The following is a 16,558-nucleotide window of genomic DNA, read 5'->3' on the forward strand; positions in this document are numbered from 1 at the left end:
GCGAGCGCGGCGGCCTAGATGTCGTCGAGCGGATAGATCGGCCGCCGTACGTGCTCGAAGGTCAGCTTGCCGAAGTCGGAAGTCGTCACGCCGATGCTGTCGCACTCGAAGACATGCGCCGCCAGGTCGCCAAAGCCAGCGCGCCAGTGAACGCGGCTCTTCATTACCAGGAATTTCTTCCGCGCGGGGTCGATGCCAAGGGCATGGAAGCAACTGAGGTCGAAGGGCTCCATATGCGAGGAGACCACGATGACCTGGACGGTACCGGTATCCAGCACCACCGTCTTGCCGGTGCTCACTTCCACGCCCGCGCTCATGGGACCGCTCAGACGGAAGCGCCCATCGCTGATCAGCCGCACGCGTGCGCTCAGCCGCAGGGGTTCATTGCGATCTCCCGTTGCCGGCAAGGCGCAGCGCCCCCCAAGCGCGAGGGAGACCTCATTGCCGATGCCGGCCAGAATGGCTTCTTCGACGGCAATGGGATCGTGGATCGCATAAAAGACGGCATCCTTGAGTTCCTGCCGCAGAACCTCCCGGAGCACCGCGGTGGTGTCCATGGTGCCGCCCGATGCAACATTGTCGCAGTGGTCCAGCAACACGACCGGACGGCCGTCGGCTGCCTTGGCGCGGGCAACGGTTTCGGCCAGCGGTGCGCCGTGATAGAGAAAGTCGGCGCGCTGGTCCCATGCCTGGTCCAGCAGCGCCTGGCAGGCCTGGCGGGCGCCGTCGGCGTCGCCATCGGCGCAGATGACTACGGACAGCCCGGCATTGCGGACATCGGCATGCGGAAAACCAGTGAACAGCGAGGCGGCGAGGATGCCGTCCTCGGCCTGCTCGAGCGCGATGCACGATGCCTGCAAAGAGCGGTTGGGCTCGGCATGGGTGCCCTGGCGCATCACATGCGGCAGCATGGGCCGGTTGTCCCATGCCAGCACCGGACGGACTTTCCCCTGGATGGCGCGGCACAGCAGTTCCGCGGCACGCTTGCCGGCGGCCGCCATGTCGACGTGCGGGTAGGTGTGGTATCCGGTCAGCACGTTGGCGCGGGCGACCATCTCCGGATAGAGGTTGGCATGCATGTCGAGCGCGACGCCGATCAGCGTGTCCGGCTGCACCTCCCGCAGGCGCCGCAGCAGTTCGCCCTCGCCGTCCTCGAAATCGGGCGTCACCATGGCACCGTGCAGATCCAGCAGGATGCCGTCGAACGCCTGGCTGGCCGCCGCCTCCACGATCATCCCGCAGATGCGCTCGTAGGCCTGCGGATCCACCGGCCCGCTTGGCGACGCCTCTGCCACCACCGGCACCACCATCTGGGCGCCATGGCGTTGCGCCACTTCGATGAATCCGCCGAGCGCGGTGCCTGTGCCACGCCGCGCGGCGATCGCCTCGGCGCCGCTGAGGATCGCGCCTTCGCGGAAAAAGCGCTGGAACGGCGTGGGAACCGGTGAAAAGGTATTGGTCTCGTGTTTGAACGAGGCAAGCAGCAGCCGCATCGTTTCTCCTTCTGTTGAGATGGTTTCAGCGTCAGGCGACGCGCTCAGGCTAGCGCCTGCGGCGGTTGCGGCCAGGATCGTTGGGCTGGACGCATGGCTTCCCAGGCCTTGGCCAGGGCATCCGGCACCAGTGGGAATGGCTGGCGGAACGATGGATGGAACATGGATACCCCTGCCGGGGATTGACGAATCTATGCGGCCCGCTTCGGCTTGGCGCTGCCGGCGTTCTTCGCGTGGTGTTCGAGCGTGTCCGTCAGCTTGTCGATGCAGCGGTTAAAGGTCTTGAGCTCCGACTCGGTCAGGGTGCCAAGCAAAGCCTCTTCGAGCGTGTTGCCGCGCGCATACGTCCGCTTCACCATGCTTTTTCCCTCGGCGCTCAGGAACAGATTGATCTGCCGGGCATCGAGTTCTCCGATCTCGCGGTACAGGAGCCCCTTCTTGACAAGAGCGCTGACGATCTTTGACACCATCGTCTTTTCGAGCAAGGACAGCTCGATAAGCCGGCTCAGTGTCAGCCCGGGTTCCAAGGCAACCAGCCGCAGCACGCGCAAATCCCGCACCGTGACGCCGAACTCTTCTTCGTAGTACTTCGTTCCCGCCGCTTTGCTCAACTCGCTCAACCGGTCCAACCGGAACGACAGGTACTCGAGGATGGGATGGTCAGAAGACGACATGGAGGAATAAAGGAGTCAGTGGATATCGACAATAGATTCTCCATGCATTAGTTTCCATATGCAACTAAGGACAAACACTTAGCGGTGGGGACATCTTTCCCGAAGACTCTGTTGCAGCTTTATGGGCGCGGTACCGTGGACGGTGATGTGCCACGCGACTCGGCGAAGTCGCTTGTGTTTGCGCATTGGCCAGGGTAGCTTAGACTTGCGGTTTGCTCCGTTGCGACGGGAACCCGATCCGCATCATGCGGGATCCAAGCCGAAGTAGAGCAGGACAAGCGCGGTGTCAGCCCAGCCTTGTTCCGGAATGCCTGGCTTGCCAGGGTGCCCGCCACCGGTCTCCTCCTTGAGACGGGTGCCAAGGAAATCGAGAAAACAAAAAGGCGCGAACACGTCACCAGGTATGGGGAACCGAGAGAGGGATTGGCCCCGAACTGCACGGCGCGCGCAGGAGCCTCGGACGTGCAGACTATCAAGCCCCGGCGTGAGCAATACTGGCACGCGGCCATCGTGCTCGCGGCCATCCTGGTCATCCCGTTGGCCATGGTGCCACTGGTTTTCCTGCAGGCGAAACAGCGCGCCGACGGCGAAGCTTCTGTGACGGCTGTAGCTATCCAGCGGCAAGTGGACAATATGCTTCAGGTCGTGGCCGCCAATGCCGACAAGGCCACGGCCATGCTTGGCAAGCCTTGCCAGGACGTGATCGGCGAGCTCACGCGGACGAGCACCCTGGGGACGTATCTTCGTTCGCTTGTGCTCGTGCGCCACGACAAGCTCTACTGCTCTCCGGTCCTGGGTAAGCTCGACGATATACCGCTCAAGCTGGCGTTCGACGCGATGCCCAGCCTGCCGACAGGGCTGGAGATCACCCCAAATGCGAACACCTCGCTGGTGCAGGACCGTCCCGCGGTCATCGTCTCTCGTGGTGTGGGCGATGGCTCGGGTGTGCTGGCTGTGATTGACGGGCAGTATTTGCTGGACATCCAGGCTGCTGCTTCCTACAACCGTCAATTCCTGGTCCAGATCCTGCTCAGCGACTCGCAGCGACAGCTTCCCAGCGGAGCCCCAATACAAACGTCGACGGGCCCAAGCTACCGGAACAGCATGGGAGTCGCCAAGTCAGCCGTCTTCCCGATCGAAGTGCGCGTTGCTGTCGACCCGGCATTGATCAGCGCCTACCGCCGTGAGCTGTGGCGGCACTACGCGCCTTTCCTGGTACTGGCCGCGCTGCTCTCGGGATATCTGGCCCATCTGTTCTGCAAGCGACGCCTGTCCCTGGTCACTGAAATCTACCGAGGCATGCGCCAGCGGGAATTCCACATGGTCTACCAGCCCATTGTCCGGCTCGCCACCGGGGAGTTCAGTGGGGTGGAGGCGCTGGTACGCTGGCAGCGGCCGAACCGCGGCCATATTCGGCCCGACCTCTTTATCCCTCTGGCCGAAGACAATGGCCTCATCGGCGACCTGACGCGGCACATCTTCGATCTGGTGGCCGCCGATATTTCCCGCTTGGGACTTGGTTCCCAAGACCACATCGGCGTCAACATCAGCGGCTCTCATCTGGCGACGCCAGAGTTCATCGACGATGTGCTGCGGCTCATGCGCAAACTCGGGCCCAACGGGCCGTGCCTGGTCCTGGAAGTCACCGAGCGTGAAGCACTGCCGGATGACGAGCAGGTGCAACGCAATATCGAGCATCTGCATACATTGGGCGTTCATTGGGCGCTCGATGACTTCGGCACCGGCCAAAGCGCGTTGTCCTATCTTGAACAGATCGACGCGGACTACCTCAAGATCGACCGCTCGTTTGTCAAAGGCATCGACACAGGGTCGGTGAACGCCATCGTGCTGGAGACGATTATCCGTCTCGGCCAGCGCCTGCAGTTGGACTTGATCGCCGAAGGCATCGAGACCCAGGAACAGGTGACGTATCTGCGCCAGCACGGCGTGCAATGGGGGCAAGGCTATTGGTTCGCGCCGCCCCTGCAGGTGGCTGAGCTTGTGGCGTGGCGGCGCGCGCGTACCCCGCACGCTGAGCCGTCAATCCGGCACGTTCGGCGCAACGGCGATGAGTTCGAAGCAAAAGGCACGCTATGGTTTCCGCTCAAGATGGCGGCTTGGTGATTGAAGTCGCTGGAGTTTGCGAAGTGACGTGTTTAGTGTGAGCACGTCCTGGAGCGGCGCGGCTGCATGCTCAGTTGTAGTCGAGCACATAGGTCATCGTGGCATTTGCCCTGCCCGGCTTCACTTCCCCGCCGATCGGCGCATAGCTGGCAATGCCCGAGAAGCCATAGACTTCGCCGCCGGTCTCGCTGCGCCGCCAATCCAGCGCGATGGTGCTGGCCCCGCTAAAGGGCAATTTCACGCCCCGGTTGTTGGTCAGAGCAATGCCCACGCCGCTGGCGACGCCCGGCTTCCCCGCATCGGAGAGCCTGAGCATGCCGGCGGCCGGCGAGTCCCCCTGGAAGTAGACCTTGACCGGCGGCAATTTGTTGGGTTTCCCTTCGCAGCGGATCTCAAAGGAAAAATCCTTCTTCGACGCCGTGCCAGCCTGGATACCTCTGGCGAGTTCCTTGCCCATGGGCACATTCCGCACTTTGTCCAGGGGCATACAGCCTTCAAAGAATACCGGGTTCACCACCTTGATGGTGCTGGGGTTGGCCGGCCGATAGGTCGCCGATAACTCCCCACGGTTCGGGGGAAGAAATTGGAAGGAGAAGTTCGGCAGGTGGATATCGCCAGTCGTCACGCCTTTCCAGAATATTCTCATTGTCGCCGGTAGAGCGATGAATCAAACTCCCGGCGAGTCTCCGTTAAAACAACGGGCCTCTAGTTGGACCGCAGTAACCCTCCGTTCTACCCTTTATGAAGTGCGGGACCGCCCCGGCCTGGCACTTCATTTTTTTCTTGATCGATCTGCATCCTCATTCAAAAGCAGCCGTACCGATATCATCGGTATCATCGATTATTGTAGAAATAAATCCCTGATTCCTGGACGCTCTTTTTCTCTCTCGCAGTCGATACCGAACATGGTGAGTCCCTGGGCACTTGAAATGGGATAGTGCCAGTGCCAGGGAAATAGGTCGAATTCTCCTAACGCGGGCCTCTTGACCACCTGTATGGCCGCTTGGGCGAGAAGGCGTGTGGCATGTAGTCCACCTCCGGATTCAGCTTTTTAGCTGCCTTTGCGCTGTACAAATGAAAAAGCCGACTCAAGGTCGGCTTTTTCATCAGGCAAGCATATCCTTGCACCCGGCGCAAAAATATCGTGCCGGTCTCAAGTGCGTTGTTGTACAGCGAAACTGGTGGACCGAAGGAGGATCGAACTCCCGACCTCTGCATTGCGAACGCAGCGCTCTCCCAGCTGAGCTATCGGCCCGTGACGAATGATTGTAGCTCAGTTTTTCGCGGTTGTTCAATCACGTTGCGATGCCTGCGTTGCCGGCCATGCCGCGCACCGTCGGCAGGTTCAGCGGGCGGGCGGTGACCTCGCCGCAGGCGCGCAGCCATTGGGCCATCAGGTCCCAGATCGGGGGGCTGCCGTTCTGGCGGGCTTCTTCCGAGACGGGCGCCCAGCCGGCCACCTTGTAGGTCTTGGCGGCGTCGATGGGCTGGCCCTTGAGGCGCATCTCGGTGATGCGTTTTCCCATCGCCGCGGTGGGGTCGATGGTGTATTGCAGGCCGCCCACGCGCACCATGTCGCCGCCTTGCTGGTAGTAGGGATCCGGGTTGAACAAGTTGTCGGCCACGTCTTCGAGTATGGTCTTGATGGTCTCGCCGCTCATCGCGGTGACGGTGGTGTGGGGATACGTGATGGCGGTCTGGTCCATCAGGTGTTCCATGGTGATGGCCTGCCCGGGCAGCAACGTGGTGCCCCAGCGAAAGCCCGGCGAGAAGGCGATCTCGGCGCCCTGCACATCCATCAGGCCATCCAGGATCAGCTGGTCGAACGTGCCGTTGAAATTGCCGCGGCGGTACAGCAGGCCGCTGTTGCGCGCGAGAACCTCGCCGAGTTGCTTCTCATACGGCGCGCGCACCTTGGCGATGAGCGCGTCCATGGCGGAATCGGCAGCCAGGTCGTTGGCGAAGACCGGCAGCAGGCGGTAGCGGAAATCGCTGACCCTGCCGCCCTTGACGTCGAAGTCGAGCACGCCGAGGAACTTGCCGTTGGAGCCGGCGTTGGTGACCAGCGTGGTGCCGCCGGCGTTCTTGACCGCCGCCGGCGCGGGCATGCCGTCGTGCGTGTGGCCGCCGAGGATGGCGTCGAGCCCGCGCACGCGCGAGGCGAGCTTGAGGTCCACGTCCATGCCGTTGTGCGACAGCAGCACGACCACCTGCGCTCCCTTGCCGCGGGCCTGGTCGATGACCTGCTGCAGGTTTTCTTCCTGGATGCCGAAGGTCCAGTCGGGCGTGAAGTAGCGCGGGTTGGCGATCGGCGTGTAGGGAAAGGCCTGGCCGATGATGGCCACCGGCACGCCGTTCATTTCGCGGACGACGTAGGGGTCGAAGACGGGATCGCCGAAGTCGTTGGTCTTGATGTTCTGCGCGAGGAAGGCGACCTTGCCCTTGAAGTCGCGCTCGACGATCTCGGTGACGCGTTCGGCGCCGAGCGTCATTTCCCAGTGCGGGGTCATCACGTCCACGCCCAGCGCCAGCGCGGCGTCGACCATGTCCTGCCCGCGCGTCCAAAGCGCGGTGGCCGAACCCTGCCAGGTATCGCCGCCGTCGAGCAGCAGCGCGCCGGGCCGGCCGGCCTTGAGCTGCTTGATCAGCGTGGCGAGGTGGGCAAAGCCGCCAACCTTGCCATAGCGGCGGGCCGCTTCGGCGAAATCAAGATAGGTGAACGCATGCGCCTGCGCGCTGCCGGGGGCGATGCCGTAGTGGCGCAGGAAGGCCTGCCCGACGAGGTGCGGCGGCTTGCCCGCGTAGTCACCCACGCCGAGGTTGACGTTGGGCTCGCGAAAATGCAGCGGGCGCAGCTGCGCGTGGCAATCGGTGAAATGCAGCAGGTGCACGTTGCCGAAGCGCGGCACGTCGTAGAGCTTGCCGGCGGCCTGCGCGGCTTGTGCGTCGGTGGCGGGAAAGGTCATGCCGCCGGCGCCGGCGATAGCCAGCACCTGCAGGAACTCGCGTCGGTTCATTGTCTCGTCCTGTGCATGTCATGTGCCGGTGTCAGGCTCTTGCGACCCGGCATCTCGTGGCTGAGGCGGCCGGTGTGGCCGAGGTGGCCGCAGGCGGCTACTTCTGCGTTGGCGTGGCGTACCTGGCCAGCGCCGCGACTTCTTCTTCCAGCATCTCGCCGACTTCCTTCTGCACGACCTTGCCGTGGCCGTCGATCACGTACAGCTCGGGCAACCCCTTGCGCTTGCCGAGCGCGGCGCGCAGCGCGGGCGTGTCCATCGCGGCCGGGAAGGTGTAGCCGTGTTTCGCCATGTAGGTGGTGGCGTCCTTGGGATCCTTGTCGATGCTGAGCGCCAGCACCTGCAGCCCGCCACGCGCGCCACCGGTACTGGTGTAGAGCGTTTGCAGGCGCGGGTTCTGCAGCGCGCAGAAGGGGCACCACGATGCCCAGACTTCCACCACCAGCGGCCTGCCGGCCAGGTCGGCGGGTGTCACGACGCTGCCGTCGAGCAACTTCACCGGCGGCAGGCGCACCGTGTCGCCTACCTCCAGCGCGGCGGCCGCGCCGCTCCCGGCCAGCGCGGCGAGCAGCAGCGCGCATGGGAGTGCGCGCCGGAGGGTGCCGGCCATGCGCCTGGGTGTCATCGCGGTGCCTTACTGGTTGACCGGCGAGGCCGGGTCCAGCAGCAGCGCCATCACGTCGCGGATCTGCTGCTCGGTGAGGATGCCCTTGTGCCCGAAGCGCGGCATGTTGGAGCAGGCTGCGAACGCGCTGGAATCCCAGATCTTGCCCCAGGTGTACTTGAGCACAGCTTCCGAATCGCCGCGCAGCTTGCCGTACTGGTACAGCGACGGGCCGATATTGCCGAACGAGATCTCGGCCTTGGTCATCTGGTGGCAGGCGTAGCAGTTGGCGCCGTTCGTGCCGCCGACCGCGTCGGAGAACTGCATGCCGCGGCCGTTCTGGGCGGTCTTCTCGCCCTCCTTCCAGTCGCCCAGCCATTGCTTGTCGGATGGGTACTTGATCTGCTTGAACTCGGCGGCCTCGATCTTCTTGGCCACCGCGGCCGGCACCTTGGAGCGGTCCGGGTAGTCGCTGCAGGCCTTCTGCATGGCGTCACGATCGAGCACGCCTTCGACCGTGGCGGGTCCCTTGGAGGTGAAGGAGCTTTCGATCAGCTTCCTCATGTCGGCGTCGCCGACAGCGGCGACCTTGGCGGCGACGTTGGCAGGTTTTGCGGCCTTGGCCGGCTTGGCGCTGTCCTGTGCGTTCGCCATGCCGCCCATGCAGGCCAGCATGGCGAACGTGGCCGCGGCCAGCGTGCCTTGTGCGTATTTATGCGCTTGCTTCATCTCTGCTCTCCCTATTCTCAGCGCTTCATGGCCGGGCCATCATAGGTGCCGCCGTTGGCGTTCCTGGCGAGGAACAGGCTCAGCGCGGTGATCACGTCGGAGCCATAGGCGGGTTCGGGAAAGCGCTGCTGGCGCAGGCAGTCGTAGAGGCGGTGCTGCATCGAGCGTACCTCGCCCTGCGAGACGCGGTAGGCCGGCCACGTGGTGTAGGCGGCCTGCGCGCCCTGCTTGGTCAGCAGGTTGGGCAGCTCTTGCAGGCGGATGCGCTGGCCGTCGACGGCGTGGCAGGTGGCGCAGGCGAAGTCGTAGGCGCCGCCACGGTAGAAGAACATCTTCTGGCCGAGGGCATACACGCGCTTTTCTTCGGGGTGGTTCAGCTCCACGTTCATCTTGACGCCGCGCGACTCGCCGGCCAGGAATGCCACCAGGCGCTCGATGTCGGACGGCTTGCCGGTGGAGGCGAAGGGATTCTTCAGCGCCTCTTCCTGGGTCAGGCCCTGCAGCGTTACCCGGCAGTAGGCCAGGCGTTGCTCCAGGTCCATCACGCGGCCGGTGTCCTTGAACAGGCGCGGCAGCTCGGCGTAGGCGCCCTTGGTCACGCCGGGGCCCTTGCCCAGGTCGCATTGCTCGAGCGAGGCGTTCTTGGGGCCGGCTGGCTTCTTCCAGAGTTCTTCGCCGGCGGCTTCCCACAGCTCCGCCGGGTTGCCCTCGGCGAGCATCTGCCGGTACTTGGCGATTTCCTCGGCGGTGCTGCCCTGGGCGTGCACCGCCGTGGCGGCGAGCGCCACGGTGCCGGCCAGCGCCAGCGCGGCGCCGGTGTGGCGGCGTCTGATCGTTTTCATGGGGCTTCTCCTCGGGGCCTCGGGGGCCTGCCGCCGTGTGGCGCCAGGCCGTGCGGGCCGGTCTTATTGCTTGTCTTCCCGTTGCATGGCGCCCGGTTTGTGCCGCCTTGTGCCCGGGTATTACTTACGGCTTGATGTAGGCGTAGCCTTCATCGAATTGCAGCTTGGCCACTTCCACCACGCCAGCAGGCACCACCTTGGCTTCCATCAGCAGGCTGGATTCGGGAATCTTGCGCGCCGTGAGCGTATTGCGGCAAACGCGGAACTCGACGCCGGAGGCGGCCAGCGCACCGACGGCGGCCTCGAACGTATTGCCGCGCGCGTCACGCGCGCCTTCCACGATGAAGTCCACGCCGTAGCCAAACGCCACCACCACGATCTTGGTGTCCGGCGCGGCGTTCAGGTGGTTGCGCAGGTTGGCCATGGCGCGCACCGCCTGGTCCGTGCCCTCGGACAGCTGGTAGACCACCTTGACGCGCCCGCCCTTGCCGGCAGCCGCCGGCGCCGCTTGCGCCGCTGCCTTGGCCGTCAAGCCGATCGCCGCCAGTGCCGCCGTTGCTCGAATAAATGCTCGCCGCATGATTGCTATCCTTCCGGTCGCGCCCCCGCGCGCACCATGCGCCGGCCCGGGCCCGACATTCGACCTGAACCATAGCAGAGGATGCAGCCCCCCGCTCGGTCAGGCCGGTACGACTAGCCAGTGCCCGGCCCGATCAGGAAATGGTCGCTTCGTCGGTCCGCTTGTCGCCGCGGTTGTCGATCCAGGTCACCGTGACCTTGTCGCCCTTGGCGCCGCCCTTGAACTTGAAGTTCAGGAAGGGATCCTTGGACACCGCCGGGCCGAACTGGGCCTGGAATACGTCCTTGCCTTTGCACTGAGCCGTGACGGTCTGGATATGCCAGGCCGGAATGGTCTTGCCGGACGCATCCTTGCGCTGGCCGGTTTCCATGTCGTGCTTCATCAGGATCTTGACGTCGACCACACCGCCGCTCTCGGCGGCACGTACGCGCATCGGGTCTGCCATGTTCTTTCCTCTTTCAGGTAATGGTGGGGCGGGAAATCCGCTTGGGTGGATGGGAGCGCGGCCTCAGCCGCCGCAGCCGCCCAGCGTCACCTTGATTTCCTTGGACGCCACGTACCATTTGCCGCCGGCCTTGACGGCGGCATACACCATCGAGGTCTGGCCCATCTTCACCCGCGTGGAGACGAAGGGCTCGGTGCCGGCCGGGATGATGAAATCCGCTGCCAGCGTGTTGGGGTTCTTTTCCACCAGGATGGCGATCTGCTCGGTGCCAGGGATGTTGCTGGTCACGGCGACCGGCACCACGGCGCCGTTCTCGGCGATGTCGGGGGCGGTAAAGACAATGGCGGTGCTCTTGTCGGTTCCGCTGCCGCCAAACGCCTTGATGACGTCGGCCACGCTCTTGCCGTCGAAGGCGGTCTTGTTCCACTCCGCCGCCTGCGCCTTGCTGATCAGCCCGGTGGCGGCCATCAGTGCGAGCACGGAGGTGACCCGCAATACGTCTCGTCGTTTTGAATGCATTGTTTCCTTTTCTCCTGCGTTTTCCGTTCCGGCTTGGTTTTCTGTTAGCTTGCCGCGCCTTTTTCGCACGGCAGCGGGCGGTGCATTGCCGCCCTTGCATGGGGGCGCCATCGGCGCCCCCTGGGTCCCGAAGCCGTAACCGGTCCGGGCAGGGCTTGCCCTGGCTGTGCTTACTTGGCCGGGGCGCCTGCCAGCACCCACTCCACGACCGTCTTCAGGTCGGCATCGCTCAAAGCGGCATTGGCGGGCATCGGCACCGGGCCCCAGACGCCAGCACCACCGCTCTTGACCTTCTTGGTCAGCGTTGCCAGCGCGTTCTTGTCGCCCTTGTACTTGGTCGCCACGTCCTTGTAGGCCGGGCCAACCAGCTTCTTGTCGACCTGGTGGCAGCCCATGCAGGCGTTCTTGTTGGCGATTTCCTGGGCCTTGGCGGCATCGACCGCAGCGTTGGCCGAGGCGGCGCAAGCCAGCATCAGCGTTGCGATGACAAACTGCTTCATGGATATGCTCCGAACTATGAAGAGCCGTGGGGACGGCGAAAAGCCCGCTCGCTGCCAGTGCTGCCTGTCGGCACGGCCGGCGCGGCGGCGCGCTGGCCGCGCCTCTGGGCATGGGGCGGCCAGTCCGCTATTTTGCCTCAAGAATCCACGCCACCACGGTACGCAGGTCGGAATCGGGAATCCGCGCTTGCGGCGGCATCGGCATGCTGCCCCAGGCGCCCTGCCCGCCCGCCCGGATCTTGTGGGCAAGCGCGTCCTGCGCATCCTGCCCCTTGTACCTGCGTGCGACTTCGGCAAAGCTCGGGCCGACCAGCTTGCGATCGGTGGCGTGGCAGGCCATGCACTGGTACTGGCTGGCCAGCTTCGCGCCCGCCGTCTCGCCGGGTGCGGCCGGGATGGCTGCCGCGGGCGCGCTGGCGCCGCCACCGGCAGCCCAGCCCCGCGTGGGCCCCACGGTGCGCTGCTGCGCCGCCAGGTCGCCGTGGGCATCGCGGGCGTAGGCCGGCATGGTCGAGACGACCTTGACCGTGGGCGTGCAATCCTTCATGCACGCCGTATTGCGCGTATCCGCCTGGCCGCGCCCGGGCCACAGGCCATGCTGCAGCGTCATGCCGTTGCGGTTCGGCATTCTTTGCTGCACCTCGGCGATATTGCGATCCGACAGCGTGAAGTCCGCCGGCACGATATCGCCCAGGTTGAGCAGGTAGGCCGTGACTGCGTAGACGTCGTCGGCGGACAAGCTCCTGGGCGCGTTCCACGGCATCGCGCGGTGGATGTAGTCCCACAGCGTGCTGACCGTGCTGACTTTCATCAGCGTGGTGCGGTACGGCTGGTTGCCGGTGAGCGAGGCAACGCGTCCGCGCTTGATGTCCTCGGCGGTGGTGCCGCCGACGATGGGCGAGAACACCTCGTTGGATTCACCGAAATCGCCATGGCACGATGCGCATTTGCCGTCCCAGACGGCCTGGCCCTGCGACACCGTGCCGCGGCCCTTGGGCAGGCCTTGGAAGTCGGGGCGCACATCGATATCCCACGCCTTGACCTCGGCCGGCGTGGCGGTGCGGCCGAGCGCCGCGCGCGCGCTGTCGGCCGGCGCGGCGGCCATCGCCGCTTGCCCGCACAGCGCGGCAGCGCAAACAAGTAATGCCGCGCGCCCGGCGTTGGTCAAGTTAGTCAACGTGGACATTGGAGACCTCGCCGCTATCGGCCACCTGCCAGCTCTGGATGGCGTTGTTGTGATAGATCGAGCGCGCGCCGCGCACCGCGCGCAGTTGCGCCAGGCGGGGCTGCACATAGCCGGTCTCGTCGATGGCGCGGCTTTGCAGGATGGCCGGGGAGCCGTCCCACACCCAGTCCAGGTTGAAGCGCGTCAGGCATTTGGACAGCACGGGCGTTTCCAGCCGCGCGGTGCGCCAGTTGCGCCCGCCGTCGACGGAGACATCGACGCGCTTCACGCGCCCGCGCCCGGACCACGCCAGCCCGCTGATGTTGTAGAAACCGCGTCCCACCAGTTGCTGCCCGCCCGAGGGCGTGGTGATGACGGACTTGCACTCCTGGATCGAGGTGTACTGGCGCAGCATGCCGTCGGGCATCATGTCCACGTAGTGCACGGTCTCGTCCTTGGTGTTCCACGGCTGGTCGCCGAGCTCCAGCCGCCGCAGCCACTTGACCCACGACACGCCCTGCACGCCCGGCACCACCAGGCGCAGCGGGTAGCCGTTTTCAGGGCGCAACATCTCGCCGTTCATGCCCCAGGCCACGATGATCTCGTCGGCCAGCTCCATCGGGATGGTGCGGGTCATGCCCGAACCGTCGCCGCCTTCGGCCAGCAGGTAGCGCCCGCGCTTGAAGTCCGCGCCGGCATCGTCGAGCAGGACCTTGAGCGGCACGCCGGTGAATTCGCAGCACGACAGCATGCCGTGGGTGTATTGCACCGTGGGCACCGCCACGTTGCTCCACTCCATGCCGGTATTGGCGCCGCACTCGATGAAGTGCATGCGCGACACCGCGGGCAGCCGCATCAGGTCGTCCATGGTGTAGACGCGTGGCGCCTTCACCAGGCCGTTGATCATCAGGCGGTGGCGAGCCGGATCGATGTCCTGCCAGCCTTGATGATGGCGCTCGAAGTGCAGGCCGTTGGGCGTGATGATGCCGAAGAAGCCTTGCAGCGGGGCGAAGGATACCGAGGCCGCCGACACCCGCGTAAGGCCGGGGGACTCGCGGCGCACCAGGTTTTTCTCGAATGAAGAGGGCTGGCCGTAGGGATGCGCGGCAACCGGCTGGCCGAGCGTGGTGGCCCAGGGTTGCGGGGTGAGGATGGCGTCGTCGCCGGCAGCGCCATCCGCTGCGCGAGCCCGGCCGGCGACGCTGGCGGCCAGCGCGGCTGCTGCGCCCAGGAAGCTCTTGCGCAGGAAGTCGCGGCGAGGGCTGTCGGACGCGCCTACGCCATGCTGCGTGATGTCTTGCTGCAGCGAGGCGCTGACGAAATGCTCCGGCGCACGCACGATGCGCCCGGGGCGGCTCTGTTCCGGCACTGCGGTCTCCTCCGGATCGCGCGTGCGGCGCCAAAGGCGCCGTCGGCGAACCTGTTGTGGGTCAGCGCCCGCGCAAGCGGACGGCTGCCGTCAAACCTGTGTGCGAGCGTGCCAGCCCGGCCGCCCGGCGCGTTGCCTTAGCGGCTGCGCCGACGCGGTGCCGGAGTGGCCTGCGGCATGAAGCGATCGACCATGCTTGCTGGCAAAGCGTTGTCTTCCAGCCGGCTGGCCACCTGCACGCAGACCGTGCGGCACAGCTCGATCACGCTCTCGTCCTCGATGGCGTAGAAGACAAGGTTAGCCTCCTTGCGGCGCGACAGCACGCCCGCGCGGTACATCGCGGTGAGATGGCGCGACACATTGGTCTGCGACGATCCCACCGTCTCCACCACGGTGCCCACCGGCTTCTCGCCATCGCACAGGGCGTGCAGGATCTTCAGCCTGGTGGGCTCTGCCAGCAGGCTGAAATACCCCGACACTTTTTCGAACACGCGATCCATCTCATCCATGCCGTTCAATATATTCGTATATGCGTAATTGCGCATATAGTGTTTACCCCTTTGTGCGGTGCTTCCAGATTCAGGCTGCGCTAGCAAGCTAGGGGACATAAGCTCTAGCGCACCGTTGCCGGTGCGCATCGTGACAGCGCCGGGCTTCTTGCCTCAGCCCAGCATATCGGTCCAGATGGCATCCGCCCACGCCTGCGCATAGGTGCCTTCCAACGTGTTCGGCGCGGGCGACAGTCCGCCCGATCCGGGCACCGTGACCATGGTCTCCTGCGCGGCATCGTAGCGATGCACGCTGGCGACATGGATGGCCTCGCGCTCGGAGGTGAAGCTGTAGCAGGTGTTGTTGTACAGCGGCTCGGGGTTGGGCGCGTGGCCAGCGAGCAGCGACACGATGGCCGCGGCCGCCACCTTGCCGTGCTGGTTGGCCATATGGCCCGACTTGGGCATCAACGGCGCGATCTGGATGGCGTCGCCCAGCACATGGATGCTAGGCGCGGCCTTCGACTCGAAGGTGAGGAAATCGACCTCGCACCAGCGGCCGTTGGCGGTGGCCAGCCCGCTTGCCACGGCGATGGCTCCGGCGCGCTGCGGCGGCAGCACGTTGAGCACATCGGCGCGCTCGTCGTCCTGCACCTCGAACTTGAGCGTGCGGGTGGCGGGGTCCACGTCGATGGTGTTGTACTGTGGCCGGTACTCGACCATGCCCTTGTAGCGCGTGGCCCAGACCTGCTTGAACAGCGCGCCCTTGGAGGTGACGTCGGGATTGGCGTCGAGGATCAGCACCTTGCTGCGCGGCTTGGCGCGGGTGAAATAGTCCGCGACCAGGCACGCGCGCTCGTAGGGGCCAGGCGGGCAGCGATACGGCGCAAGCGGAATGGTGATGGCGAAGGTGCCGCCGTCGCGCATGGCCTCGAGCTGTAGGCGCAGGGCCACCGTTTGCGGGCCGGCCTTCCAGGCATGCAGGATCTGGTCGCCACCGGGCTGGGCCAGGCCCGGGATTTCGCTGGAGAGCACGTCCACGCCGGGCGACAGCACCAGCTTGTCGTAGGCCAGCGTACCGCCGCCGGCCAGGCGCACCTCACGGCGCGCAGCATCGATCGCGCTGACATGGTCGCGCACGACCTTGACGCCGTGGCGTTTTGCCAGCGCATCGTAGGACAAGGTGATGTCGCCGATGCGCTTGCTGCCGGCCAGCACCAGGTTGGACAGCGGGCAAGACACAAAGCTGGCGTTGGGCTCGACCAGCGTGACCTCGATGCCCTGGCCGCTCCATTCGCGCAGGTAGCGCGCGGCAGTGGCGCCGCCATAGCCGCCGCCTACCACCACCACTCTTGCCTTGCGGGTCGCAGCCTGCGCGCCAAGCGTACCGAACATGGCCGTGCCGGCCAGCGCGCCGAGAAATTCGCGTCGTTGCATCTGGATGTCTCCTTGCCGGGTTTCCGGATTGCAGGGTCAGCGCACGGCGGCGAACCAGCCCGCGATGGCCTCGATCTGCTGGTCGCTGTAGCCCTTGGCGATCTGCTGCATCACGGTGGCCTCGCGCTTGCCTTGCTTGAAGTCCTGCATCTGCCGGACCAGCTCGGACTGGTCGCGCCCGGCCAGGCTTGGCACCACGCTGCCCGCAGGCGCGCGGCCTGCCGGGCCGTGGCAGCCGGCGCAGGCGGCGGCCCAGTTGCGCGCCTGCAGCGCGGTGGCGTCGGGCGCCTGTGCGCGCGCGCCGGCTGGCAAGGCCAGCAGCGCCAGCGCCGTCAGGGCAGCCAGTGTGGGGGTCTGGTTCATGGGTGTTCGCTCCGGGGTCGCGCCGCGAGGGCGTGCCAACCCTAACACAGCGCAGCGCGCGCATGTGATGCGAAATCCGCAGATCAAACTGCGCCGGCTGCTGCCAGGCGCGGGAAGCGTAGGCAGAGTCGGCTAGATGGCGAGACGGCACTGCGCGAAAAGCCGGAGCCCGTTGGCCCGGCTTTTCGCGCCGGTGCGTTCAGGGCAGG

The 16,558-nt window shown here is 65.5% G+C and carries 17 protein-coding genes and 1 tRNA gene; 1 reads left to right on the plus strand and 17 read right to left on the minus strand.

Translation table 11 applies throughout. The annotated features are described in order from the left end of the window. Nucleotides 1-14: 14 nt before the first annotated feature. Nucleotides 15-1,493, minus strand: coding sequence for a M81 family metallopeptidase (locus ACYP5B_RS23100; RefSeq protein ID WP_459571221.1), 1,479 nt, complete (start codon nucleotides 1,491-1,493; stop codon nucleotides 15-17). A gap of 191 nt (nucleotides 1,494-1,684) precedes the next feature. After that, the gene (locus ACYP5B_RS23105) at nucleotides 1,685-2,167 is read right to left on the minus strand and encodes a MarR family winged helix-turn-helix transcriptional regulator (RefSeq protein ID WP_400094530.1); all 483 of its coding nucleotides are present in this window, start codon (nucleotides 2,165-2,167) and stop codon (nucleotides 1,685-1,687) included. Nucleotides 2,168-2,629: 462 nt separating this feature from the next. Here ACYP5B_RS23105 and ACYP5B_RS23110 point away from each other — a divergent pair, with 462 nt between their 5' ends. Continuing rightward, complete coding sequence (locus ACYP5B_RS23110; protein ID WP_459571222.1) at nucleotides 2,630-4,291, plus strand: EAL domain-containing protein; 1,662 nt, start codon at nucleotides 2,630-2,632, stop codon at nucleotides 4,289-4,291. Between the two features lie 70 nt (nucleotides 4,292-4,361). Here the strand turns inward: ACYP5B_RS23110 and ACYP5B_RS23115 are convergent, their stop codons facing one another. From ACYP5B_RS23115 to ACYP5B_RS23185, 15 genes are all read right to left on the minus strand, one after another. Then, nucleotides 4,362-4,916, minus strand: a complete 555-nt coding sequence (locus ACYP5B_RS23115; RefSeq protein WP_400094527.1) for a fimbrial protein — start codon at nucleotides 4,914-4,916, stop codon at nucleotides 4,362-4,364. A gap of 554 nt (nucleotides 4,917-5,470) precedes the next feature. Beyond that, nucleotides 5,471-5,546 (minus strand) — tRNA-Ala (locus ACYP5B_RS23120). Between the two features lie 40 nt (nucleotides 5,547-5,586). After that, entirely contained in the window at nucleotides 5,587-7,308 is a 1,722-nt protein-coding gene (soxB, locus tag ACYP5B_RS23125) for a thiosulfohydrolase SoxB (RefSeq protein WP_459571224.1), read from the minus strand. Nucleotides 7,309-7,405: 97 nt separating this feature from the next. Further along, nucleotides 7,406-7,918 (minus strand): TlpA family protein disulfide reductase, encoded by a 513-nt coding sequence (locus tag ACYP5B_RS23130; protein ID WP_400094481.1) that lies wholly within the window; start codon nucleotides 7,916-7,918, stop codon nucleotides 7,406-7,408. A gap of 24 nt (nucleotides 7,919-7,942) precedes the next feature. Continuing rightward, entirely contained in the window at nucleotides 7,943-8,641 is a 699-nt protein-coding gene (gene soxX / locus ACYP5B_RS23135) for a sulfur oxidation c-type cytochrome SoxX (RefSeq protein ID WP_459571225.1), read from the minus strand. Between the two features lie 17 nt (nucleotides 8,642-8,658). Beyond that, complete coding sequence (gene soxA, locus ACYP5B_RS23140; RefSeq protein WP_400094478.1) at nucleotides 8,659-9,483, minus strand: sulfur oxidation c-type cytochrome SoxA; 825 nt, start codon at nucleotides 9,481-9,483, stop codon at nucleotides 8,659-8,661. A gap of 124 nt (nucleotides 9,484-9,607) precedes the next feature. Continuing rightward, nucleotides 9,608-10,063, minus strand: coding sequence for a DsrE family protein (locus ACYP5B_RS23145; protein WP_267604674.1), 456 nt, complete (start codon nucleotides 10,061-10,063; stop codon nucleotides 9,608-9,610). A gap of 133 nt (nucleotides 10,064-10,196) precedes the next feature. Continuing rightward, on the minus strand, nucleotides 10,197-10,508 hold the full coding sequence (gene soxZ / locus ACYP5B_RS23150) for a thiosulfate oxidation carrier complex protein SoxZ (protein ID WP_267604675.1): 312 nt from the start codon (nucleotides 10,506-10,508) through the stop codon (nucleotides 10,197-10,199). A 63-nt stretch (nucleotides 10,509-10,571) separates the two neighbouring features. Further along, a complete protein-coding gene (gene soxY, locus ACYP5B_RS23155) occupies nucleotides 10,572-11,027 on the minus strand; it encodes a thiosulfate oxidation carrier protein SoxY (protein ID WP_267604676.1) in 456 nt (151 codons plus the stop codon). Between the two features lie 170 nt (nucleotides 11,028-11,197). Then, nucleotides 11,198-11,527 (minus strand): c-type cytochrome, encoded by a 330-nt coding sequence (locus tag ACYP5B_RS23160; RefSeq protein WP_267604677.1) that lies wholly within the window; start codon nucleotides 11,525-11,527, stop codon nucleotides 11,198-11,200. A 127-nt stretch (nucleotides 11,528-11,654) separates the two neighbouring features. Next, nucleotides 11,655-12,713 (minus strand): c-type cytochrome, encoded by a 1,059-nt coding sequence (locus ACYP5B_RS23165; RefSeq protein ID WP_459571226.1) that lies wholly within the window; start codon nucleotides 12,711-12,713, stop codon nucleotides 11,655-11,657. Continuing rightward, a complete protein-coding gene (gene soxC / locus ACYP5B_RS23170) occupies nucleotides 12,697-14,061 on the minus strand; it encodes a sulfite dehydrogenase (RefSeq protein WP_459571227.1) in 1,365 nt (454 codons plus the stop codon). Before soxC ends, ACYP5B_RS23165 begins: the two co-directional genes overlap by 17 nt. Nucleotides 14,062-14,198: 137 nt before the next feature. Beyond that, nucleotides 14,199-14,606, minus strand: coding sequence for an ArsR/SmtB family transcription factor (locus ACYP5B_RS23175; RefSeq protein ID WP_043350505.1), 408 nt, complete (start codon nucleotides 14,604-14,606; stop codon nucleotides 14,199-14,201). A gap of 117 nt (nucleotides 14,607-14,723) precedes the next feature. Continuing rightward, on the minus strand, nucleotides 14,724-15,986 hold the full coding sequence (locus ACYP5B_RS23180) for an FCSD flavin-binding domain-containing protein (RefSeq protein WP_400094475.1): 1,263 nt from the start codon (nucleotides 15,984-15,986) through the stop codon (nucleotides 14,724-14,726). A 36-nt stretch (nucleotides 15,987-16,022) separates the two neighbouring features. Further along, nucleotides 16,023-16,349 carry a c-type cytochrome gene (locus ACYP5B_RS23185; RefSeq protein WP_318231772.1) on the minus strand — a complete coding sequence of 109 codons (327 nt, stop codon included), beginning with the start codon at nucleotides 16,347-16,349 and terminating at the stop codon, nucleotides 16,023-16,025. Between the last annotated feature and the right edge of the window lie 209 nt (nucleotides 16,350-16,558).

It is taken from the genome of Cupriavidus sp. 8B (assembly GCF_054589115.1).

What these genes read in the sequence shown, in the direction of transcription:
- ACYP5B_RS23105 (WP_400094530.1), bottom strand. Translation starts at nt 2,167, where the DNA reads ATGTCGTCTTCTGACCATCCCATCCTCGAGTACCTGTCGTTCCGGTTG.
- ACYP5B_RS23100 (WP_459571221.1), bottom strand. Translation starts at nt 1,493, where the DNA reads ATGCGGCTGCTGCTTGCCTCGTTCAAACACGAGACCAATACCTTTTCA.
- soxY (WP_267604676.1), bottom strand. Translation starts at nt 11,027, where the DNA reads ATGCATTCAAAACGACGAGACGTATTGCGGGTCACCTCCGTGCTCGCA.
- soxA (WP_400094478.1), bottom strand. Translation starts at nt 9,483, where the DNA reads ATGAAAACGATCAGACGCCGCCACACCGGCGCCGCGCTGGCGCTGGCC.
- ACYP5B_RS23180 (WP_400094475.1), bottom strand. Translation starts at nt 15,986, where the DNA reads ATGCAACGACGCGAATTTCTCGGCGCGCTGGCCGGCACGGCCATGTTC.
- ACYP5B_RS23145 (WP_267604674.1), bottom strand. Translation starts at nt 10,063, where the DNA reads ATGCGGCGAGCATTTATTCGAGCAACGGCGGCACTGGCGGCGATCGGC.
- soxB (WP_459571224.1), bottom strand. Translation starts at nt 7,308, where the DNA reads ATGAACCGACGCGAGTTCCTGCAGGTGCTGGCTATCGCCGGCGCCGGC.
- soxX (WP_459571225.1), bottom strand. Translation starts at nt 8,641, where the DNA reads ATGAAGCAAGCGCATAAATACGCACAAGGCACGCTGGCCGCGGCCACG.
- ACYP5B_RS23130 (WP_400094481.1), bottom strand. Translation starts at nt 7,918, where the DNA reads ATGGCCGGCACCCTCCGGCGCGCACTCCCATGCGCGCTGCTGCTCGCC.
- soxZ (WP_267604675.1), bottom strand. Translation starts at nt 10,508, where the DNA reads ATGGCAGACCCGATGCGCGTACGTGCCGCCGAGAGCGGCGGTGTGGTC.
- ACYP5B_RS23175 (WP_043350505.1), bottom strand. Translation starts at nt 14,606, where the DNA reads ATGCGCAATTACGCATATACGAATATATTGAACGGCATGGATGAGATG.
- ACYP5B_RS23160 (WP_267604677.1), bottom strand. Translation starts at nt 11,527, where the DNA reads ATGAAGCAGTTTGTCATCGCAACGCTGATGCTGGCTTGCGCCGCCTCG.
- ACYP5B_RS23165 (WP_459571226.1), bottom strand. Translation starts at nt 12,713, where the DNA reads ATGTCCACGTTGACTAACTTGACCAACGCCGGGCGCGCGGCATTACTT.
- ACYP5B_RS23185 (WP_318231772.1), bottom strand. Translation starts at nt 16,349, where the DNA reads ATGAACCAGACCCCCACACTGGCTGCCCTGACGGCGCTGGCGCTGCTG.